Source organism: Pseudonocardia alaniniphila, assembly GCF_022524485.1.
Classification (GTDB): domain Bacteria; phylum Actinomycetota; class Actinomycetes; order Mycobacteriales; family Pseudonocardiaceae; genus Pseudonocardia; species Pseudonocardia alaniniphila.
In genome coordinates this window covers 1-22,565 of record NZ_JAKXMK010000057.1, presented here as the reverse complement: position 1 = coordinate 22,565, position 22,565 = coordinate 1, and the positions used below count along the sequence as shown (strand labels likewise).

General features: G+C 67.6%; 18 protein-coding genes. 17 read left to right on the top strand and 1 reads right to left on the bottom strand.

From position 1 onward, the window contains the following. The first annotated feature begins 230 nt into the window (after positions 1-230). From MMF94_RS41135 to MMF94_RS41065, 15 genes are all read left to right on the top strand, one after another. Complete coding sequence (locus MMF94_RS41135) at positions 231-1,847, top strand: thiamine pyrophosphate-binding protein (protein WP_241042930.1); 1,617 nt, start codon at positions 231-233, stop codon at positions 1,845-1,847. Positions 1,848-1,859: 12 nt separating this feature from the next. Beyond that, positions 1,860-3,203: an MmgE/PrpD family protein gene (locus tag MMF94_RS41130; protein ID WP_241042929.1), complete on the top strand. Its 1,344-nt coding sequence runs from the start codon at positions 1,860-1,862 to the stop codon at positions 3,201-3,203. 678 nt (positions 3,204-3,881) lie between these two features. Further along, a complete protein-coding gene (locus MMF94_RS41125; RefSeq protein WP_241042928.1) occupies positions 3,882-5,603 on the top strand; it encodes an ABC transporter substrate-binding protein in 1,722 nt (573 codons plus the stop codon). Between the two features lie 3 nt (positions 5,604-5,606). After that, the gene (locus MMF94_RS41120) at positions 5,607-6,560 is read left to right on the top strand and encodes an ABC transporter permease (RefSeq protein WP_241042927.1); all 954 of its coding nucleotides are present in this window, start codon (positions 5,607-5,609) and stop codon (positions 6,558-6,560) included. Positions 6,561-6,571: 11 nt separating this feature from the next. Further along, positions 6,572-7,555 (top strand): ABC transporter permease, encoded by a 984-nt coding sequence (locus MMF94_RS41115; RefSeq protein ID WP_241042926.1) that lies wholly within the window; start codon positions 6,572-6,574, stop codon positions 7,553-7,555. After that, positions 7,552-8,427, top strand: a complete 876-nt coding sequence (locus MMF94_RS41110) for an ABC transporter ATP-binding protein (protein WP_241042925.1) — start codon at positions 7,552-7,554, stop codon at positions 8,425-8,427. The genes MMF94_RS41115 and MMF94_RS41110 overlap by 4 nt, the downstream gene beginning before the upstream one ends. A gap of 5 nt (positions 8,428-8,432) precedes the next feature. Further along, positions 8,433-9,350 carry an ABC transporter ATP-binding protein gene (locus MMF94_RS41105; RefSeq protein WP_241042924.1) on the top strand — a complete coding sequence of 306 codons (918 nt, stop codon included), beginning with the start codon at positions 8,433-8,435 and terminating at the stop codon, positions 9,348-9,350. A 179-nt stretch (positions 9,351-9,529) separates the two neighbouring features. Continuing rightward, positions 9,530-10,909: a S10 family peptidase gene (locus MMF94_RS41100; RefSeq protein ID WP_338104437.1), complete on the top strand. Its 1,380-nt coding sequence runs from the start codon at positions 9,530-9,532 to the stop codon at positions 10,907-10,909. Between the two features lie 44 nt (positions 10,910-10,953). Beyond that, positions 10,954-12,657 (top strand): DUF885 domain-containing protein, encoded by a 1,704-nt coding sequence (locus MMF94_RS41095; RefSeq protein ID WP_241042923.1) that lies wholly within the window; start codon positions 10,954-10,956, stop codon positions 12,655-12,657. Between the two features lie 28 nt (positions 12,658-12,685). Further along, complete coding sequence (locus MMF94_RS41090) at positions 12,686-13,891, top strand: metal-dependent hydrolase family protein (protein WP_241042922.1); 1,206 nt, start codon at positions 12,686-12,688, stop codon at positions 13,889-13,891. Positions 13,892-14,040: 149 nt separating this feature from the next. After that, the gene (locus tag MMF94_RS41085) at positions 14,041-15,342 is read left to right on the top strand and encodes a cytochrome P450 (RefSeq protein ID WP_241042921.1); all 1,302 of its coding nucleotides are present in this window, start codon (positions 14,041-14,043) and stop codon (positions 15,340-15,342) included. Positions 15,343-15,516: 174 nt separating this feature from the next. After that, positions 15,517-16,230: a TetR/AcrR family transcriptional regulator gene (locus MMF94_RS41080; RefSeq protein WP_241042920.1), complete on the top strand. Its 714-nt coding sequence runs from the start codon at positions 15,517-15,519 to the stop codon at positions 16,228-16,230. 568 nt (positions 16,231-16,798) lie between these two features. Continuing rightward, positions 16,799-17,794 (top strand): helix-turn-helix transcriptional regulator, encoded by a 996-nt coding sequence (locus MMF94_RS41075; protein ID WP_241042919.1) that lies wholly within the window; start codon positions 16,799-16,801, stop codon positions 17,792-17,794. 56 nt (positions 17,795-17,850) lie between these two features. After that, complete coding sequence (locus tag MMF94_RS41070) at positions 17,851-18,681, top strand: LLM class F420-dependent oxidoreductase (protein WP_241042918.1); 831 nt, start codon at positions 17,851-17,853, stop codon at positions 18,679-18,681. A 134-nt stretch (positions 18,682-18,815) separates the two neighbouring features. Continuing rightward, positions 18,816-19,460 carry a CG0192-related protein gene (locus tag MMF94_RS41065; RefSeq protein ID WP_241042917.1) on the top strand — a complete coding sequence of 215 codons (645 nt, stop codon included), beginning with the start codon at positions 18,816-18,818 and terminating at the stop codon, positions 19,458-19,460. Positions 19,461-19,489: 29 nt separating this feature from the next. Here the strand turns inward: MMF94_RS41065 and MMF94_RS41060 are convergent, their stop codons facing one another. Continuing rightward, positions 19,490-20,140, bottom strand: coding sequence for an FMN-dependent NADH-azoreductase (locus MMF94_RS41060; RefSeq protein ID WP_241042916.1), 651 nt, complete (start codon positions 20,138-20,140; stop codon positions 19,490-19,492). A 416-nt stretch (positions 20,141-20,556) separates the two neighbouring features. On the opposite strand from MMF94_RS41060, the gene MMF94_RS41055 reads away from it, so the two are divergent. Both MMF94_RS41055 and MMF94_RS41050 read left to right on the top strand, forming a co-directional pair. Continuing rightward, entirely contained in the window at positions 20,557-21,084 is a 528-nt protein-coding gene (locus MMF94_RS41055) for a MarR family winged helix-turn-helix transcriptional regulator (RefSeq protein ID WP_241042915.1), read from the top strand. A 1,130-nt stretch (positions 21,085-22,214) separates the two neighbouring features. Next, a partial coding sequence (locus MMF94_RS41050) for an LLM class flavin-dependent oxidoreductase (protein WP_241042914.1) occupies positions 22,215-22,565 on the top strand: 351 nt, incomplete at its 3' end.

Here is a 22,565-nt window from a genome sequence, read left to right as displayed (position 1 = left end):
GCCCGCGGGAGCTGGTTGATCTAGGTTCCCAGGCATGTCCTCTCGATTCTCATCGTGGAGTGCGGCGATCAGTGCCTGCCTGCACGGGGGTGGGGGAGGGGCGCCGCCGATGTCCGGGGCCGTCGCCGCGGCAGCTACAGGGCCATCCGTGTCCGGTCGACGCGCTCCCGCTGAGCCCGAGCGGGTCAGGCGGCCCGTTCAGCACGCACGGCGATCATGAGGAGGACGCCATGAGCGATGGAGCGAGCACTGCCGAGGTGATGGCTGAGGCGCTGGTGGCGGCTGGCATCGCAAGTATCTTCGCCTATCCCGGCGACCCGATCATCGAGTTGATGGAGAAGTGCCGGGCGCGTGGTGTCGACGTCGTCCTCGCTCGGCGCGAGGCCACTGCGGCGTTCATGGCGGAGGGTTTCGCTCAGGCCACCGGCAGGCCTGGCGTGTGCCTGTCCACCCTCGGCCCGGGATCCACCGCTCTCGTCAACGGGGTCGCCGCGGCCCATCTCGATCGAGTGCCGATGCTGGCCATCTCCGGGCAGATCGAGAGCGCACGCGAGCAGTACTTCACCCACCAGGTGGTCGATCACAAGCTGCTGTACAGCTCTGTCACGAAGTGGGCCGGCCGGATCGAGTCGACCGCGGTTGCGACCACGATGCGCAAGGCGTTCCGGCTCGCCACGGCGGAGCGACCCGGTCCGGTCCACCTCACCATCGGCGGTGACGTGAGCCGGCAGCAGGCCAGAGACGCGCACTTCGTCATGCCACCGACCTCATCGTCGGTGAGCGCGGTGCGAGTCCACCGCGGGCCCGACGGCGCCGACCCACTGGCTCTGCTCGCCGGTGCGCGGCGGCCGGTCGTGCTCGCGGGTATTGCCGCGGTGCGCGGCCGTGCCACGGACGCACTCGTGCGGTTCGCCGAGACCGTCTCGACCCCAGTGGTTGTCGCGCCCATGGCCAAGGGGGTGTTCCCCGAGGAGCACCCGCTCTTCGCCGGGGTGCTGGACATGGCGTGCAACCAGGTGCTCTGGGATTTTCTCGGTGACGCCGACCTCATCGTCACCGTCGGCTTCGACGCCGTGGAGCTGATCAAGCCCTGGACGGCGGCTGCGCCTGTTCTGCACATCGACATGACGCCCAACACCGACCAGATCTACGCGAGCCAGTGCGAGTGCGTCGGCGACATCCCCGCCATCCTCGACTGGCTGACCGACGACTGGTCCGGCGAGGCTCGCTGGAGCGAGGGCGACGTGCAACGGCACCGCGAGAACCTGCGAGCGGCCTACTACGAGGGAAGGGTCCTGGGAGCGCTCAACCCGACCGACGTCATCGACGTCGTGCGGGCGGCGGCTCCCCGGACGACGGTGGCGACCACGGACGTGGGGTCGCACAAGCTGCTCGTCGGGCAGGGCTGGCAGACCTACGAACCCCGGTCGCTGCTGATGACGAACGGGCTCTCGTCGATGGGTTTCGGGGTTCCGGCCGCCATCGCCGCCAAGGTCGCGGACCCGTCACGACCGGTGGTCGCGCTGGTCGGTGACGGCGGGTTCGCGATGACGGCCACCGAGGTACGACTGGCCGCGGCCGCAGGGTTGCCGGTGGCGTTCGTCGTCCTGGTCGACGGCAGCCTCAACCGGATCGAGCTCAAGCAGATGGCCCAGGGTTATCCGAGCACGGCAACCCGGATCGACGACATCGACCTCGTCATGCTCGCCGAGGCCATGGACTGCGACGGTGTCCGCGCCGAGTCCCGTGCGGAGCTGGAGAAGGCGTTGAGCGGAGTCGCCGAGCTGACCCGGCCTCTGATCGTCGAGGCGCGGATCAACCCCACGCAGTACGAGTCGCAGTTCTGATCGGAGGCGGAGATGGTGCTACGTCGTTTCGCGGAGTTCGCGGTCGGGCAGCGCAGCGCCGGGCTCGACGCCGCTGTCCGGCACGCCGCAACCCGGGCGGTCGTCGACTGGTTCTCCGCCACGATCGCCGGCTCGGACATGCAGCCCGCGTCGATCCTTCGATCGGCTCTCCTCGACGAGAAGGAGAGTGGTCCGTGCCATCTGGTGCCGGGCGGTCCGAGGGCGAGCGCGCGCACCGCCGCGCTCATCAACGCAACCGCATCGCACACCGCTGAGCTCGACGACATCTTCCGGGACGGTGTCTATCACCCCGGCTCGCCGACCGTCGCGGCCGCGCTGGCAGCCGCAGAGCACAGTGGCGCGAGTGGGGAGGACTTCCTGCGGGCCGTCGCTGTCGGCTACGAGATCGGTGACCGCATCGCGGCCGCGATCCAGCCGGCCCACTACACCTACTGGCACACGACCGGGACCGTCGGGACGATCGGAGCGGCGGCGGCAGGGGCGGAGATCCTCGGCCTGGACGCCGAGTGGTTCGCTCACGCGCTGGCCACCGCCACGACGATGGCGGCCGGTCTGCAGCAGGCGTTCCGGTCCGAAGCCATGAGCAAACCCTTGCACGCCGGCCATGCGGCCGAGGCCGGCCTGCTGGCGGCCATGACCGCAGCCCACGGGTTCACGGGAGCGTTGGACGTCCTCGACGGCGAGGCCGGTTTCGGCGCGGCGATGGCCCGCAACCCCGACTGGGACAGCGCCACCGAGAAGCTGGGAAGACCGTGGGCAATCACCCAGGCGACCGTGAAGAACCACTCCTGCTGCGGACACACGTTCGCCGCGGTGGACGCCGCACTGGAGCTGCGGAGCAGGGTCCGGGTGCCCGAGGTGCGCGAGATCCGCGTGGCGACCTACGGCGCCGCGATCAAGGTCGCCGGCAACCCTGACCCGAAGACGCCTTTCGAGGCGAAGTTCAGCACGGCCTACTGCGTGGCGGCAGCGTTCGTGCTCGGATCGGTTCGGCTCCAAGCCTTCACGGAGGAGCGACTGAGCGATCCGGTCCTGCGGGACCTTGTCGGGCGCACGAGGCTCGCGGTCGATCCCGAGTACGACGCTGCCTTCCCAGGGCAGCGGGCGGCACGCGTGACGATCATCGACAAGGACGGGACCGAGACCCACCACATCCGCAACACCCGCAAAGGTGACCCGGACGATCCGCTGACGGACGCCGAACTGGCCGAGAAGTTCGAGGACCTGGCGGTGCCCGTCGTCGGGAAGCGCGAGGCGGCGGAGTGGAGCCGGGCTCTGTGGAGGCTCGCGGATCTCGTGGATGTCCGGGAGTTGGCGGCGGTGACGCTCCGGTGATCGCGACGCCTTGATCCTGATCATCCCGGCCGTGGCCGCGTCAGTCTGGCCATAGCGCATCGGGGAACCGGGGCCGCGCGATGCAGGCGCGCTCGAGGGTGCGCAGGCTCAGCACGTCGACGTCCCGGATCCCGGCGATCCCACGCTCCCGCTATCCCTCCGCCATCACCTCGACGACTTGGGGATATGGCGCCGGCTGCCAAGCACCCGCCGTCCTCAGCGCTCAGCCGATCGAGCGTTGGTCCGACGCTCCGCAGCGGGATTCCTCGGGGCATCTGCTTGCACGCCCTGTCCAGCGCCTCCTCCGGCGGCTGTTGCCAAGGGGTGAGGAGTCCGGGCGGCATGGCAATTCTCCGTCCACCGGGAGGTCACACGCGGGCTCGGCCCGCATGTTTGTGGTGGTCCCCGAGCCGGCTGCGGTCGCGCGGATCTTGGTCGTTGACAGGCCCTTCCGTCTCGGTAATATGTCACACGTCGCATATCACAGCCCGGCCCCCGATGCTGAGCGCCGTGAGGGCGTAGCCGTCGCTATGAGGAAAAGAGGCCTTCGGCGACTGCGGCCACATGATTGCGGACCCGATCGTCGAAGACCAGGCAGTTGTTGGTGAGAACGGCGCCTTGGCGTTGCTGTGGAGCCTTAACAGTGGAGGCAGAACGTTGAACCGAAGGCGCTTGAGGGTGGTCGCCGCCATCGTTGCCGCGGGAAGCCTGCTCCTGGCCGGCTGTGGGGGCGGCGGAAACTCTGCGAGCGGGGCCGGTGCGAATGTCGAGACCGACGCTCAGGGGTTCGCGCTCAACACCGGACCCGCCCAGAAGGGCGGCACGGTCAACATCCTCGGCGCCGTGGATTTCTCCCACCTGGACCCGGAGATGGGCAACGACGGTAACGTCCTCAATTTTTATCGGCTGATCTACCGTCAGCTCACGACGTACTCCAACGAGCCCGGGAAGGGCACGACCGTTGTGCCCGACCTCGCCACCGACACAGGGCAGCCGAACGCTGATAAAACGGTGTGGACCTTCACGCTGAAGGACAACATCTTTTACCAGGACGGCACGCCGATCAAGGCGCAAGATTTCAAGTTCGCCATCGAGCGGTCATTCGATTCAGCCGTCGCGATCGGGCAGAACTATCATCGGCCCTACCTCGACCCGTCCGGTCAGTACCAGGGCGTTTACAAGGACCCGGCCGGCCTGAAGTCCATCGAGGTCCCGGACGACAAGACGATCGTGTTCCATCTGAGCAAGCCGCTCGCCGGGTTCCCCGACATCGCGGCCACGGCCGTCTTCACGCCCTTCCCGGCGGACAAGGTGACGGGCCCGACCTCGATCGACCAGAACCCGATCGCATCAGGCCCCTACATGATCGACAGCTACACCCGAGGATCGCAGCTCACGCTCTCCCGGAACCCGAACTGGAAGCCGGAGACGGATGACGTCCGCCCGGCCTACCCGGACAACTACAAGTTCATCTTCGGCCTGGATCCCAGCACGATCGACCAGCGGATGATCTCGGATCAGGGCGAGGACAAGAACGCGATCGCGTCCAGCACCAACCCGCTTCTCGCCGCGAGCCTCTCCCGCATCCAGCAGCCGCAGTTCAAGTCCCGGACCGTGCGGAACGTCCCGAACTGCACGACGTACATGGCGATGAACACCACGAAGCAGCCTCTGGGTGACCTCCGGGTGCGTCAGGCGATCAACTACGCCGTCGACCTCAAGAGCAACCAGGCCGCCACCGGCGGCGAGCAGATGGCCACCATCACGCACGACATGCTCACTCCTGAGGTGCCGGGCCGAGTGCCGTTCAACCTCTACCCGAGCGAGGGCGACCAGGGCGACGTGGCCAAGGCCAAGGAGTTGCTCACCGAAGCCGGATACCCCAACGGCTTCGAGGCCACGATCGACGTCCGGTCGATTCCGGTCTGGAAAGCCCAGGCGGAGGCCATGCAGCAGTCGTTGGAGCGGGTCGGTATCAAGCTGACTCTCAACGTCATCGATGCCTCCACCTACTACGAGGTCATCGCGACCCCGGCGAAGCAGCACGAGATGGCGATCACCGGATGGTGCTCCCCGTGGCTGTCCGGCATTCCGCTGCTCCAGCCGCTCTTCCACGGCCGGCAGATCACCGCGACCGGCAACCAGAACATCTCCCAGATCAACGATCCCGAGATCAACAGGCGGCTGGACGAGATCTCGGTGATCACGGATCTGGATCAGCAGAACGCTGAGTATGCCGAGCTGAACAGGGAAATCATGGAGAAGGCCCCCGTGGTGCCGCTGGACTGGGCGACCAATCTCCAGATGGCCGGCTCCAACGTCGGGAACGCCTTCGCTCACCCCGGCCGCACCGGGTACATCGACTACACCTCGGTCGGGTTGAAGGACCCGACGAAGTAGACCATGGCCATACTGACGCCGGCGACGGTATCCGACGCCGAGAGTGAGCAGGCGCTGCTGAACGCCGCACCGCTCTCCGTCGGGCGACTGTCCAGACAGCTGTTCACCGTCCCCGTGATCTTGAGCACCGGTTTCCTGGCGCTGGTCCTGCTGATGGCGATCTTCGCGCCGCTCATCACCAAGATCAGCGGCTGGGGCCCGTACACGTTCGACCCGAGCGCAGTGGACTCCGCGACCGGCGGTGTTCCACTGGGATCCTTCGGCGGGATCGGGTCCCGGCACTGGTTCGGGGTCGAGCCGCAGAACGGCCGCGATATCTTCGCCCGGATCGTGTACGGGGCACAGGTCTCGATGCTCATCGCGATCTCGGCCACGGTGTTGACGGCGACCCTCGGAGTCGTGCTCGGGATGCTCGCCGGATTCTTCGGTGGCGTCGTGGATCAGGTCATCTCACGGGTCATGGACTTCCTGATGGCCTTTCCTACCCTGATCTTCATGATCGCCCTGCTGTCGGCGCTTCCGCACATCAACCGGCCGCTCATGCTCATCGGCGTTCTGAGCATTTTCGGCTGGGTGCACATGGCCCGCATCATCCGCAGCCAGACGATGTCCCTGGCGCGCCGCGAATTCGTCGAGGCTGCTCAGGCGTCGGGGGCGAGCCGGGCAGCCATCATCTTCCGCGAGATCCTGCCCAATCTCTCTGGTTCGATCATCGTCATCGCCACGCTTGCGGTGCCGAACTTCATCGGTGTCGAGGCCGGGCTGTCGTTCCTCGGCGTCGGCATCACACCGCCGACGGCATCCTGGGGTCAGATGATCTCGGCGTCGGTGCCCTGGTTCACCGCGGTGCCGAGCTACTTCCTGATTCCGGGAATCTTCCTCTTCCTGACCGTCCTCTCGGCGACGATCGTCGGTGACCGGGCGCAGAAATTGATCGCCGAAGGCGGGCGGCTCTGATGGGTCTCTATGTGGCAAAGCGACTCCTCTGGGCAGTCCTGACTTTGCTCGCGGTCACCTTCTTCACGTTCCTGGTGTTCTTCGCGCTCTCGCCGGAACCTGCCGTGGCCATCTGCGGGCAGACGTGCACACCGGACCGGATCGACGCCATCCGGCACCAGCTCGGCATCGACCAGCCCTTCCTCACCCAGTTCGTCACGTTCCTGCAGGGAATCTTCGTCGGCAGGAGCTACGGCGACGGGCCGTCGGCAATCGCCTGTACCGCGCCATGCATCGGCCACAGCTTCCAGAACGGTCAGGACGTCCTGACCATGATCCTCAGCCGGCTGCCGGTGTCGATCACCCTCGCCGTCGGCGCGTCCGTTCTCTGGCTGCTCTTCGGCATCACGCTCGGATTGGTCAGCGCGCTGAGGTCCGGAACGGGTTGGGACAGGACGGCCATGGTGATCGCGCTGGCCGGTGTGGCTCTGCCGAACTACTTCTTGGCGCTGGTGCTGCAGTATGTCCTCGTGGCGAAGCTCGAGTGGCTTCCTTACCCCAGCGCGGTCGCTTTCGGCGACGATCCCGTCGTCTGGTTCCAGTCGTATCTGATGCCGTGGATCGTGCTCGCATTTCTCTACGTCGCATTGTATGCGCGGCTCACCCGCACGAACGTGCTCGACACACTGAGCGAGAACTTCATGCGCACGGCGCGCGCCAAGGGGCTCGCGCCCGGCCTGATCCTGCGCCGGCACGCGCTGCGTCCCTCTCTCACCCCGCTGGTGACGCTGTTCGGCATGGACGTCGCGACGTTGCTCGGGGGCGCGCTGATCACCGAGACCGTGTTCGGACTGAACGGCGTCGGAAAGCTGGCGTTCGACGCGGTTGCCTCGAACGACCAGCCGGTCATCATGGGTGTCACTCTGCTGGCAGCGTTCTTCGTGGTGATCGCGAACATCGTGGTCGACCTGCTCTACCGCTTCCTCGACCCGAGACTCAGAACGGTGACGCGATGACGCAGCATGAGGTGGGCCGAAGTGAGGACGAGCAGCGGCCCGGCGGAACGCCGCTTCTCGAGGTGACGGACCTGTCGGTCGCATTCGACACCAGGCACGGGCGCTCCACCGTGGTCGACGAGATCTCCTTCAGCATCGACAGGGGCAAGACGCTCGGCGTCGTGGGGGAGTCCGGCTCCGGCAAGTCCATGACATCGCTCGCCATCATCGGCCTACTGCCGAAGGGCGCGCGTACCAGCGGTTCTGTGACGTTCAAGGGGGAGGAGCTGCTCGGCCGCCGCGAGCAGCAGATGCGCCGGATCCGTGGCGACCAGATCGCCATGATCTTCCAGGACCCCCTGTCGTCGCTGAACCCGTACTACACCGTGGGGCTCCAGATCGAGGAGGCGTACCTGGCGCACCGCGGCGGCGGGCGAAAGAACGCCCGCACGGTCGCCATCGATGCGATGCGCCGGGTCAAGATCCCTGATCCGGACCGCCGCGTGGACCACTATCCGCACCAGTTCTCAGGCGGTATGCGGCAGCGGGTCATGATCGCCATGGCACTCTGCTGCGAACCCGACCTGATCATCGCGGACGAGCCGACCACGGCGCTCGACGTCACCGTGCAGGCACAGATCCTGGAGCTCATCTCGATGCTCCAGAGCGCCACCGGCGCAGCGATGCTGTTCATCACGCACGATCTGGCCGTCGTCAGCCAGATCGCCGACGACGTCCACGTGCTGCGCAACGGCAGGACCATGGAGACGGGACCAACCGAGCAGATCTTCTCCCGGCCGGAGAACGAGTACACCCGGGAGCTGCTCGCCGCGGTGCCACGCATCGAGGACGCCGTCGACTTCTCCGAGCCGGCCGGTAGAGGGGCGCAGTGAGCAGCATGACCCCGGAGACGATCGACCGCAGTTCGGACGCACCGCTGTTGCGCGCCCGGTCGCTCGTCAAGGTGTTCTCGATCAAGGGCGACGGTGCAGTGACCGGCAAGTCGACGTTCCGTGCCGTCGACGACGTGAGCTTCGAGATCCATCCCGGCGAGACCACATCGATCGTGGGCGAATCCGGCTCGGGCAAGTCGACCACAGCGCGGATCATCGCGAAGTTGCTCGAACCGACGTCGGGAACGCTGGAGTTCGAGGGCGTCGACGTGACACGGCCCGACAAGAAACAGCTCCGAGCGTTCCGCAGTGATGTTCAGGTCGTCTTCCAGGACCCGTTCTCGTCGCTCAACCCCAGACATACCGTCGAACAGATCATCTCGGCCCCGCTGCGCTATCAGGGAATCGGGGACGCGAAGGAGTATCCCCGGATCGTCAAGGACCTGATGTCGCGTGTGGGGCTGAACCCCGACCACTCGCGTCGTTACCCGGCGCAGTTCTCCGGCGGCCAGGCGCAGCGCATCGGCATCGCGCGGGCCCTCGTCGTGAACCCGAAGCTCGTCATCTGTGACGAGGCCGTCTCGGCCCTCGACGTCACCGTGCAGGCGCAGGTGATCGACCTGCTCAAGGACCTGCAGCGGGAGCGCGGCATCAGCTACCTGTTCATCGCGCACGACCTGGCCGTCGTCCGCCAGATCACACATCGCGTGGCTGTGATGAGCAGCGGAAAGATCGTCGAGCAAGGCCCGCGGGACGCGGTGTTCGACCACCCTCAGGACGATTACACGAAGACGCTCTTGGCGGCGATTCCCCGGATCAACCCGGAATGGGAGCGGGCTCGCCTGATGCATGAACGGCTCCGGCTGAACGACGCACCTGACGGCCCTGGTGAAAAGGGAGAACTGGTCGAACAGGAGCGGTAGGCGGAGAAATAACGGGACAAGCCTGAGGAGAATTGGTGGGCGAGGGCGATCGGGCCGAGGAGGCATCACGCGAGCGGAACGGGAATGACGGCACTCCGCCAACCGACGACCTGGTGACGACGACGCACAGTATGCGGTTCGGTTCGCAGAGTCTCGATTATCACGCGACGGCGGGCCGGATGGTGATCAGCGAAGAGGTCATCAGTGAGGGCACCTTCAAGGGCAGGATGCCAACCGCCGAGGTGTTCGTCACCGCCTACACCGCCGACGGCGCGGACCCGCTGACGCGGCCCGTGGTCTTCGCCTTCAACGGCGGCCCCGGCTCGTCGTCGGTCTGGTTGCATCTCGGCCTCTTCGGGCCGCGCCGAGTCGACTCCGGCGACGTCGACAACCGAACCCCGCCGCCCTATGGACTGCTCGACAACGCCGAGTCTCTGCTGGCGCACGCCGACATCGTCTTCATCGACCCCATCACCACCGGCTACAGCCGCGCTGTCGTCGGAGGCGCCCCCGCCGACTTCCATGGCTTCAGCGGCGACCGCGACCTCGTCGGGGAGACGATCCGGCTCTGGCTGACCCGCAACGAGAGATGGCTCTCGCCGAAGTTCCTGGCGGGAGAGTCGTACGGAACGACGCGCGCGGCCGCTCTCGCCGGTTACCTCGCGACACGTCACGGAATGGCGATGAACGGGATCATCCTGATCTCGGCGGTGCTCGACTTCGGCAGCATCCGCTTCTACGAGGGAAACGACGCTCCCTACGTGAACTTCCTGCCGACCTACGCCGCCATCGCGCACTATCACGGCAAGCACGAGGGCCGAACCCTGCACGAGGTCGTCGCCGACGCGGAGGCCTTCGCCGAGGGCGAGTACGCCCACGCGCTGTCCCGGGGAACGCGCCTGAGCAGGGACGAGCGGCGAGCGCTCGCCACACGAGTCGCCGACCTGATCGGGCTGGACGCCGACTACGTGTTCCGCTCGAACCTGCGGATCGAGCACAAGCACTTCTTCGCCGAGCTCCTGCGCGATCGAGAACTCATGGCCGGACGTCTCGACGCTCGCTTCACCGCCCATCCCGGCGACCTGGAGTTGGCCGAGCAGGACCAGGACCCCGCGCACTTCGTGATCTTCTTCCCCTACACGGCGGCGGTGAACCACTACCTGCGGGCCGAGCTGAAGTACGAGTCGGACTTCACGTACGAGATCCTGACCGACCGGGTGCAGCCGTGGTCGTACAAGGAGTTCGAGAACCGCTATGTCGTGAGCGCCGATGCGCTGTCGTCGGCGATGCGGATGAATCCCGACCTCAAGGTCTACGTGGCCTTCGGGTACTACGACGCCGCCACCCCTTTCGCGGCAGCCGAGTACGTGCTCGCGCACCTGCGCATCCCGGACGCGGCTCACGGAAACATCGTTCGCCGGTACTACGAGGCGGGTCACATGATGTATCTGCACGAGCCCTCGCGCGTCAGGCAGAGCGCGGACATCGCCGAGTTCATCAGGTGGGCGACCGGAGGCGAGGCACCGGCTCTCGAGGCGGGCCGGGAACGACAGCCGTGAAGCCGGACGGGCCGGGCGCCGAATCCGACGAAGAAGGGAACTGAATGACGGTATCGGAGACCGTGCAGGAGGCCGACGAGCTGCTGAGGGATCTCTACGAGTCCGAGTGGCGCTGGCGGACGGAGCAGCTCGGCGAGCAGACCCTCTCCTCACGCGGGCGGATCGACGACTTCCTGCCGGATGTGAGTGAGCTTGCTCAGCGGGAGCGTCTCCGGTACTGGGAATCGGTGCTCGGCAAGCTGAGAGAAGTGCCGTTCGAGCGCCTCTCCGCGGCGGCCAAGCAGGACTACTCGGTCTATGAGCAGCAGATCTCGACGTTGATCGCGCAGCAGCAGTACCGGATGTACGAGCGTCCGGCCAACGCTGACACCTCGTTCTGGGGCGTGCTGGCCGAACGTGGCAACCGGGCGTTGGGCAGCGAGGAGGACGCGCGGCGTTACGTGAAGCAGCTTGCCGACGTACCGAGGTACTTCGCCCAGCAGATCGACAACATGCGAGCTGGGGTCGGTCGTGGTTTCGGTCCGCCACAGGTCTCGATGACGGGGCGGCAGGAGACGATCCGGACCGTCGCGATGGCCGGTGCGCCTGAGGAGACGGTGTTCTTCAAGCCCTTCGACACCTTGCCGGACGGGCTGCCGCAGGAGACTCGCGAACGTCTCCGAGAGGAGGGCACCGCGGTCATCGCCACGGCGGTGATCCCCGCCTACCGCGACCTGCTCACCTACGTCGAGCAGGAGTACTTCCCGCACCTCCCGGTGGCAACGGCCGCGGCCGACGGCCCCGACGGTGCCGCCTTCTATCAGGCCCAGCTCCGCGAGTTCACGACGACGGAGCTGAGCGCGCAGGAGATCTTCGACATCGGGCAGCGCGAGGTGGCTGCGATCCGGGCGGAGATGGAGGAGATCGCCGCGCAAGTGGGCTTCGCGGGCGACGTGCCCGGCCTGCTGGAGTTCATGCGCACGGACCCGAGGTTCTACGCGAAGACCGCCAAGGAGCTGCTGATGGTGGCGGCTTACGAGGCGAAGAAGTTCGACCTGGTGGTCGACCGCTTCTTCGGGAAGCTGCCGGAGATGCGCTTCGGCATCGTCGAGGTTCCTCCCGACCTCGCACCGTTCTATACGTTCGGCCGCGGCGGCCTCGGCCGCTACACCCTCAACACCTACAACCTGCCGGCGCGGCCGCTCTATTCGATTCCTGCGCTGACGTTGCACGAGGCCGCACCCGGCCACGCGTTCCAGATCCCCTTCGCGCACGAGCAGAAGCACCACCCTGCCTTCCGCCGGCACGTCTACATCTCGGCTTACGGGGAGGGCTGGGCTCTCTATACCGAGCGGCTCGGCGTCGAGATGGGCATCTACGAGACGCCCTTCGACATGATGGGCATGTTGAGCTTCCAGATGTGGCGGGCCGTCAGGCTCGTCGTCGACCCGGGCATGCACGCACTCGGGTGGAGCCGTGAGCAGGCTCAGGACTTCATGCGGGCCAACACGGCGATCGCCGACCACGAGATCACCACCGAGATCGACCGGTACATCGCGTGGCCCGGTCAGGCGTGCGCTTACCACCTCGGCCAGCTGAAGATCTGGGAGCTGCGCCGTCGCGCCGAGGAAGCACTCGGCGAATCTTTCAATATCCGCAATTTCCACGACACCGTGCTCGGTTTGGGCAGCGTGCCGCTGACCGTGCTCGAGCAGGAGATCGACCGGTTCATCGCCGAGGGCGGCCGTTCGCCCTTCGCGCCGTCATGAGTTCGACCTTCGGGAGTACGAGTCACACATGAGCCATTCACGCAGCCTGGCGGTCGTCAACGCGCTCATCTTCGACGGCTCCAGCCCTGATCTCACGCCGGGCGCGGTCGAGATCGTCGGCGGGACCGTCGCCGCCGTCGGCGACCTGACCCCGGCCGCTGGTGCGACGGTCGTCGACGCCGGCGGCAAGGTGGTGATGCCGGGCCTGATCGATGCGCACTTCCACGCCTACGGCACGAGCCTGTCCGCGCTCGAGAACGAGTCGATGTCGCTGAGCTATGTCTCGCTGGTCGGCGCAGCGCGGCTGCGGTCCGCTCTGGGCCGAGGCTTCACCACGGTGCGCGACGTCGCCGGCGGCGATATCGGACTGGCCAACGCGATCGAGCGGGGCTACGTCGTCGCCCCGCGTTACCTCTACACGGGGGCCGCGCTGAGCCAGACGGGCGGGCATGGCGATGCGCGGCCGGCCGACTTCGATCTCTGCTGCCCCGGCGGCCACATGTGCGAGGTCGTGGACGGAGTCGACGATCTCCGGCGGGCGGTGCGCGAACGTTTCCGCACGGGCGCGCACGCCATCAAGGTCATGGCGTCGGGCGGTGTGGTGTCGCTGACGGATCCGATCAGGGTTCCTCAGTACTCGCAGGACGAACTCCGGGCCGTCGTCGAGGAGGCGGGCCGGCGCGGCAGCTACGTGGCCGCGCACGCCTACTCCCCGGAGTCGATCGTGCATGCGGTGAGCAACGGCATCCGCACGGTCGAGCACGGCAACCTGCTCGACGAGGGCTCGGCCGGCGTGATGGCCGAGCACGGGGCGTACCTGGTTCCCACGCTCGTCGCCTACGACGCGATGGAGCGCCGCGGAGGCGAGGTCGACATGTCGCCGATTTCGAAGGCGAAGAACAAGGAGGTCCTGGACTCGGGACTGCGCGCGATCGAGGTTGCACGGGCGGCCGGGGTGGCGATCGGCTGGGGGAGCGACCTGATGGGGGAACTGGAGGACGATCAGCTGCTGGGCCTGAGGCTGCAGCTGGAGGTCGAGAGCCCCCTCGATGTGCTGCGGTCCGTCACCTCCGTCAATGCGGAGATCATCCGGCGGCCGGACCTCGGCCGGATCGGAGTCGGAGCGGCCGGCGATCTGCTGCTCGTCGACGGGAACCCCCTGGCGGACCCCTCCGTCCTGTGGGACGAGTCCCGGCCTCGCACCGTGATCCAGCGGGGCAGGGTCGTCATGTGAGATCCCGCCGGATGCATCTCCGTGGTGCCGGGCCCGGCGAAATCTGGCACTTCAGGCATCGATGCACGTCGTGCATCTTTGTGTCCTAGGGTGGGTCTGCTCTCCCACCACGGGCAGCCGAACGACGGCGGGCCTGGAAAGGACATGTGATGAGTGCCTCGAGCGAGCAGATGTCGAACGAGTCCCCGGGCGGGACTGTGACGTCGATGAGCCGGGTCCTGCCCACGGACATGACCGAGCGCCCCGCTGGTTGCCCGTTCGCCCCGGCGCCCGGTCTGGAGCGACGTCGTGGTGACGGAGCGGTGCAGCCGCTGACCCTGGCCAACGGGGCTCACGCCTTCATGGTGACCGGGTTCGACGAGGCGCGCGCCGTCATGGGTGATCAGCGCTTCAGTTCCGACCGGGTCCGCTATCCCGACGCCTCCCAGCTGCAACCGCACGAGGTGGCCGCGCTGGCCGAGCGGGGCGAGACACCGGCGCGGGCGGCGGTGGAGGAACGCACCGACGGCATGTTCGTCTTCATGGACCCGCCCGAGCACACCCGGCTGCGTCGGCTGCTGACCGGGCAGTTCACCGTCCGGCGGATGAAGGCGCTGGAGTCGCGCGTGCGGGAGATCGCCGTGGAGCACATCGCGGCCATGCAGGCCGCCGGCACCGAGGCCGACCTCGTCCCTGCCTACGCGCTGCCGATCCCGTCGCTGATGATCTGCGAACTGCTCGGCGTGGACTACGCCGACCGTGAAGAGTTCCAGCACAACACCCATATCTCGCTCGCCCTCACCACCACCGACGAGGAACGGGCGAAGGCCCGCGCTGCGCTCTACGGGTTCATCCAGCACCTGGTGAACCACAAGCGGCAGAACCCGGCCGACGACCTGCTCTCCGGGCTCGTCCACGACGCCGAGCCGCCGTTGACGAACGCCCAGCTGGTCGACGTCGCCCTGGTGCTGCTCGGAGCGGGGCACGAGACAACCGCGAACATGCTCGGCCTGGGCACCCTCGCGCTGCTGGACAACCCCGACCAGCTCGCCGCGCTACGAGCCGACCCGAGCCTGATCGACAACACCGTCGAGGAGTTGCTGCGCTACCTGAGCATCATCCAGCTCGGCGTGACCCGGATCGCCACCGAGGACGTCACCGTCGGCGGCGTCGACATCCCGGCCGGCACCACGGTGGTGATCGCGACGCCGGAGGCGAACCGCGACCAGCGACACTTCACCGAGCCCGACCAGCTGGACGTCCACCGGCCCCGCTCGCCGCATCTCGCGTTCGGCCACGGGATCCACCAGTGCCTGGGCCAGCAGCTGGCGCGCATCGAGATGCGCATCGGGTTCGCGGAGCTCTTCGACCGCCTGCCGAACCTGCGGCTCGCCGTGCCCGTCGAGGAGATCCCGTTGCGCAACGACATGCAGATCTTCGGCGTCCACGCGCTGCCGGTGACCTGGGCCTGACCACCACGCACTGACACCCGGGGTCGGGCGCCTGCGCCGGTGGACCAGCGGCGCCGTCCGCCCCGCGGTGCACAGGCGTACCGCGATACTCGAACAGCAGGTGGGGGCGGTCCCGCGGTTGGCCGGCCGAGCAGAATGGACGGCTCCGTGCCGGACGACACGAGGAGGGACACGATGGCCGTTTCCGTGCCAGCGGGCACGCACCCGCGCACCGATGCCGAGCCGGTACTGGGGCGTCGGGAGCGGAAGAAGCTCGCCACCCGGGCCGCGGTGCGGGAAGCGGCACTTCGCCTGTCCGTCCGGCACGGGGTCGAGAACGTCACCGTCGAACAGATCGCGGCCGAGGCCGACATCGCGCTGCGGACCTTCTTCAACCACTTCTCCAGCAAGGAGGACGCAGTTGTCGCCGCCTCGGCCGCCGGCGCCGACGCGCTCATCGCGGCGTTCAGAGCGCGTCCTCGTACCGAGTCGGTGCTCCAGGCGCTCCGCGGGGCAGTGCTCGTCGTCATGGACGACAGCGACGCGACCAGTCACGATCACCTCGAGGCCCTCCGGCTGATCCGCACGGCACCCTCGCTGGTCCCTCACCAGCTCGCCATCCTCGCCGCGGAGGAGAAGGCTCTCGCCGACGCCATCACGGAGCGGCTCGGCCCGGGTGATTCCGGCCCCTCGGCGATGTCCGGGCACACTCCTATCTATCCGATGCTCTGCGCCGCAACCGCACTCGCCGCCCTGCGGCTGGTCCTCGACCGTTGGCTCGACCAGGCCACCGGCCCCGACACCGCACCGCCGCTCGACGCCTTGCGTGGCGAGATCGACCAGGCGCTCGCCGAACTCGCAGCAGGGCTGGACCGGCCCGGTATCAGGGCAGCGAGCGACAATCCGTAGCGTCGCGTGATTCCCGCTCCGCCGGAAGTTTCCAGCACCAACATCATTCCACGCGTGGTCGGCGGAATGTCGGACAGTGCCACCGTTGCCGGTTTCTCCACCTCGGGCCGCCCGATCCGCCCCCGCAAGCCTGTGGCAGGAAATGTCTCGAAGCTGAGCAGAGAATGTCGCCCTCGCTGAGCATCGGGTGCGGTCAACTGGGGTGACTCGACGGCCCGGACCTCGGAAGGACGTTCATGCCCGCCATCGCGGATCCCCGAACTCAAGGCGGTTCGACAGGTGTTGCCCACACTGGCGGAACGACCTGTCCGCCGTCTGCGAGCCGTCGCGACGGTTCATGGCCGGTGATCGTGAAGCGGGCCGTCGCTACCGGCTCCACCGGATATGTCTGACTCGTCAATCTGTCGGGTTGTGTGGCGGCCGTCGACCTTCGGCCAGAGGCCCGGGTTCTTGTCGCTCGGGTGGAGACGCCTGACACCCGTCGGGTGAGGAGTCGACGTGTCAATAGCAGGCCGTCGCCGCAATGCGCGGCCTCACCCAAGTCAGGGAAACGGTACCAATGCGGGGCATGCGCAATGACGGCGAAAACGATCGGTCGGTCGGCGGGAAGGTCCGCTGCCCGACCTGCTCCTGCTCACCACCGGAGAATACGCGTGAGCATGGAGTTGCCCGATCATCGGTTTCGCCTCGTCGGCCCGTCGAAGGCCATGGCGTTGTGAGCGGGCGGCGGATGAATGCCGACGCGCAGCGTCGCCGCCAGTTGGGGGAGTTCCTCAAGCTCCGCCGGTTGCGGCGGGCCCGGGACGAGCCGTCCCTCCCGCCCGTCGCCGGGCGGTTCACGGGACTTCGTCGTGAAGAGGTCGCCATCCTGTCGGGCATCAGCATCGGCTGGTACACGTCGCTCGAACAGGGTCGCAATGCCCGTCCGTCCCGGAGCGTGCTCGACGCGGTGGCACGTACCCTGCGGCTGACCTGCGCTGAACATGCCTACATCCTGTCGCTGGCAGGGTATGTGGCCCGTCCGCGCGTGGAGGATCGGACTCCGCGAGAGGTGCCGGCACACGCGCTGCGGTTGCTCGACGTGCTCGGAGACTTCCCGGCGTACGTCGCCGACCCGGATTGGCAGATCGTGAAATGGAACAGGGCGTTCGAGGTTCTCTACCCGACTGTGGCGACCGTTCCCGAGACCGACCGCAACGCGCTCTGGCTCATGTTCACCGATCCGTACGTGCGCGAGTTGATGGAGCACTGGGAAGCCGCCGGTCGCCGGCTTGCGGCTGCCTTCAGGGCTGCTGCCGGAGACCGCCTCTGCGCCCCGTCGGTATCCATGTTGATCGGTCGCCTCCTCGCGTCGAGCGATTTCTTCCGGGAGTGCTGGAGCGAGCACGACATCGAACCGTTCACTCCCCGCCGGGAGCTACTACATCACCCGGTCGCCGGGGACCTCGACCTGTGGCACCACCGATTGACTCCCGCGGGCCTACCCGACCTACACATCGCCATCTGGACGCCCGAGATGTCAACGGATGCGCCGAGTCGACTTTCTCGGATGCTGGAAGAGTGACGAGTCGACGACTTGCGTGATCTGATAAGTGAATCCGTAGTCAGGGGAAGGGCAACGTGAAGTTCGGTATCGCGGCCTTCGTGACCGACGAAGGTATCGGTGCAACCGCGCTGGCTGCGGCGGTAGAAGAACGCGGCTTCCACTCCCTGGCCGTCACTGAGCATTCGCATATCCCGGTCAACTACACCCCACCGTATCCGGGCGCCGGCGAGCTGCCTCGGGTCTACCACCGGACACTGGATCCCTTTGTCGTTCTCTCGGCAGCCGCGACCGTGACCCGCGAACTCGTGCTCGCTACCAGCGTGATTCTGCTGCCCCAGCGAGACGTGATCTCCACGGCCAAGCAAGTCGCCAGTCTGGACCTCATCTCAGGCGGCCGGGTCGCGCTCGGGGTCGGGGTCGGGTGGAACCGGGAAGAGATGAGCAACCACGGGACCGATCCGGCGACCCGTGGACGGAAAGCGAACGAGCAGCTGGCCGCGCTCAGGCTTCTGTGGACCGAGGAGCTGACGGAGTTCCACGGCCGGTTTGTCGACTTTCCCCCGGTATTCAGCGGGCCGAAGCCGATCCAGAACCCGCACCCACCCGTCTATGTCGCAGGTGAGAGCCCTGCGGCGCTCGATCGGCTGCGCCTGCTCGGTGACGGCTGGTTGCCCCAGGCCGCAACTCCGGTGGCGGAGTTGCGCCGGGTGCGTCAGTGGTTGTCCGATCACGGTCGAGACGCCGTGCCGACGATGATCTGGGGAGCGGGCCGGGATGAGGCGATGGTGAACGGTTATGCCGAGGCCCAGGTCGACGAAGTTCTATTCCTGCTGTCACACCAGCCTGAATCGGAGACAGTACGCGACCTCGACGAACTGGCTGCCTTCGTCACTGGCCTCGCCTGACGTCGCCGCGCGGCAGGGGACGGGTGTCGACGACGCTCGTGCGTCAGCCGTCGACGGCGGCTCAGCTGCCGGTGCGGTGTTGTGGACGAGGCGGCACTGGGGTCGGGGGCGATCTGTGGCGTAGTTTCCGCTTCATGGCCTTGATCCACCGCGCGCAGGTGAGCCCGACGAAGCGTGAGCTGATCGCGAACTGGCTGCCGACGCGGTCGTGGTCGGAGGACTCCGCGTCAGGACGGCTCGAGCTCATCGGCACGTATCGCTTCGATGATCCGCTCGGTGCGGTGGGGATCGAGACGCATGTGGTGCGGACCGGTGACGTGCGGCTCCAGCTGCCGCTGACCTACCGTGATGCGCCTCTGACGGGTGCCGACGACTTCCTCGTCGGCACGACGGAGCACTCCGTGCTCGGGCGCAGGTGGGTCTACGACGGGTGCGGCGATCCCGCGTACGCCGCCGCTCTCGCGATGGTGATCCTCACCGGCGGGCGGGAGGCCGAGGAGTGGGTGGAGCAGGCAGACGGCCCGAGTGAGCGCCGGGAGCCCTCAGTCCGGGTGGTCGGCTCTGGTTCGCCGGGCGTCGGGGCCTTTTCGGTCGTCGCGGTGTCTGCCATGGACGACCGCACCACCACGACGGTCAGCGCGCCTGGGCTCGAACTCGTGGTGCAGCGCGTCCTCGGCGGGCCGACCCGCGCCGACGATGATCGCGAGAACCTCACCGGAACCTGGTCGGGGAGCGCCGAGCCCACCCCACTGGCGTACGCACGTCGCTTGCCGAGCTAGCCGGCGACAGAGCCGGCCCCCCGATGCCGTCAGGCGGCACCCAGCTTTTCGGCGAGCTCTGTCGCCTCGCGGTGTGCGGCGGCGAGTTCGTTGCGGCTTCGGTCGAGCTGGTCGGCGAGGGCAGGCACGGTCTCGGCGAGGGTGAGGTTCGTGGTGATCACCGATACGGACATCCCGAGCGAGGAGCCGAGGATGAGCTGCAGCGCCGGGACGGCGTGGTCCCAGCCTTCGGTGGGCGTGCCGGTGTCGTAGGCGCCGCCCCGGCTGGTGACGATGACGGCCGGCCGGCCCTTGAGCGGCTGGGTGTCGGCGGAGCCGAACGGCGCGGTGAGGCCGGGGACGTGGATGTTGTCGATCCAGGCCTTGAGGGTGGAAGGCACCGAGTAGTTGTAGAGCGGCGCTCCGAGAAGGAGGACGTCGGCGGCCAGCAACTCGTCGATCAGGCCCTGCTGCTGCCGCTCTGCTTCGGCTGGCGGCGATGCGCCTGCGGGGCGGAGCCGTGCGGGCCAGTGGAGGTCGGCGTCGGCGAGATGCGGCAGCGGATCCCGGTGCAGGTCCCGTCGAGTGACGGTGTGGTCGGGTCCGAGCGCTGTCCATGTGTTCGCGAACGTCGCGGTGATCGACCGCGACCGAGACGTGCGGAGATCGGCCGACGAGTCGAGTTGGAGCAGGTTCGGCATGGTCCGAACACTAGCCGCTCACCCTCGCCGAGCCGTCGCTTTCGCCCGGCTCCGATTCCGGAGGAGGCGTTCTCCTGTCTCACCGCGCGAGTGGCTGGCCCAGGCATTTCTTCGACGGACGGTCGCCATGACCGTCGGTCTGCCTCCCGCAGGTCGGCCGCCAGGTCGGGCGCAACGCCGTCATCCGCCTGACCAGTGGGTGAGGCGGTGCAGGTCTCGGCGAGCCGCCGAGACCTGCGGGTAGCCGGGACGGCTGGAGTCCGCGTTGAACCGGGGGTCGCTCAAGGCCGCGCACGTCGTCGTCACGGGTGGCCAACCACGCGGTGCTGCCGTCCCGGAGCAGGGCTGGGAACACCGGCTCCTCGCGTTGGTTACGCATCAGCTCCGGCGCGGGATCGAAGGGGCGGGAGCAGGGCATGGGGAAGAAAGGGATTTCGGCCTTCGGATCCGGCATGAGAACGGCGCCAGTGGTGTCGTCGGTTGCGGTTCGCAATGATCGAAGGCCCACCGGCGGCTACTCTGTTCGTGTGCTGGAAGTGAATGTTCGCGACATTGCGCTGCTATTGCGAGGTGCTCAACTGCGCAAGGCCGCCGCGTGCGACGCGGCCCTGTCGCCGCTGGGCGCGAATCTGTCCCAGTGGGGTGTTCTGCGCGCTGTCGCGGCCGTACCGGACGCTTCCGCGCACAGCCTTGCGGTGCAGACCTCCCAATCCGACCAATCGCTCGGCGGCGTGGTGGCCGGCATGGTGAGCCGCGGTCTGATCGAGCGCAGGCAGGGGCCTGGACGCGCGATCAAGCATCGCCTCACCCCCCAGGGAAGCGAACTGCTCGACCGCTGCGAGAAGGTGGTGGTAGAGGCCATGGTGGAGTACCTCGAACCGCTCACCGATACCGAACGCGTCCTGCTTCAGGATCTGCTGAGACGCTTGGCCCGGGCTGACTAGCCTGGCTCGCCGTCGGGTGTCGTGTTCTCCCTTCGAGTGACGCCGCGCCGTGCTAAGTCATCCCGACCTTCACCAGCAGGCTTATGTCAGGAACCTTATATAGCCGGACTCCGGGTTGGCCGCTCTGAGTGATCGGAATTACCGTGCGGCCATCGAAACTCCTGGTAATTCGGCGACGGTCCGTACCGTCCGTTCCGGTTATCCGAAGCCGCTGCCCGAGTGTGTACGGAAACTGACATAGGCCTCCTGGGTCGGGCGGTGTCCTGTACAAGCGACGGCTCGGTCCGCGCCCCAGACCGGCGGGGGGCGTTCGGTTCCCCGTGACCAGCACGACGCGGACGCGTGCCGCGCCGCTCGTGACCTTCGCGAAGGCGGCTCCGACGTCTTCCAGCGGCGCTTCCTCGATCCACGCCCGCACACCGGTCTGCGCGGCGAACCGGAGGGTGTCCTGGGTGTCGACCGCGATGCCCGAAGCGTGACCGTAGACCCGCCTGCTGCCGTGGCAGAGCTGGAAGAGCGACGCCCCGTGTTGTCCGGGCGTTGATCAACATTTCGTGCCCCGCGGCAGGGCATGACCCGGCTCCTGGCCCCCGACTGATGATCATGCGGAACCTGCCGCGCCCGACCCGTCAGAAGTCGGCCGCGACCTGTCGCCCGCAGGGGATGCCGAGCCGGCAGTCGCCGGAGGCGTGGTCGGGAACCCGTGATCATCACTTCGGGCCCCGCAGCAGGGCACGACCCGGTTCTCGACCCCGAACCGGTGATCATGAGGGCAGATTGCGCAGTTGCCGAGCCGCCGCTCGTGGATCTCGGCCCCGTGGACGTCGAGCGCGGGCGTCGGCAGGCGGTAGGACGGTGGGGTGGCGGAGTACGTCACCGGGTTGTGGACGCTCGGCACGTCGCCGGGTGCCACCGGGGGTCGAGTCCGAGCCGCTCGGCGAGGGCCGGCCGGTCGTCGATGGTGTCCCGCCGGACCCTGACCGAGTGCGTAGGCAACGAGCCGGCTGCCGCGGCCCGGTCCGTCAACTTCGTGCGACGCTCTAGGAGAAGCTGCGCCGGCACCGGATCGACGTGCCGACTACGGCGCGCTGCCCCAGCGTCTGGATCATCGCCGACCGAGGAGAACCACCGTGCCCAACCCCGTCAACAAGCTGCGTTTCGGCATCTTCATGCCGCCGTTCAACTCGCCGTCCACCCAGAACCCGACCACCTCGCTGCAGCGCAACATCGAGACGATCCAGCTGATGGACCGGCTGGGCTACGACGAGGCCTGGATCGGGGAGCACCACAGCGCCGGCACCGAGATCATCGCCGACCCGCTCACCTTCATCGCGCACGTCGGCGCGGTGACGCGCTCCATCAAGCTCGGCACCGGTGTCGTCTCGCTGCCATACCACAATCCGCTGTGGGTGGCAGACCGCGCGATCCTCGTCGACCACCTGCTGCGCGGGCGCCTGATGCTCGGCGTGGGCCCGGGCTCG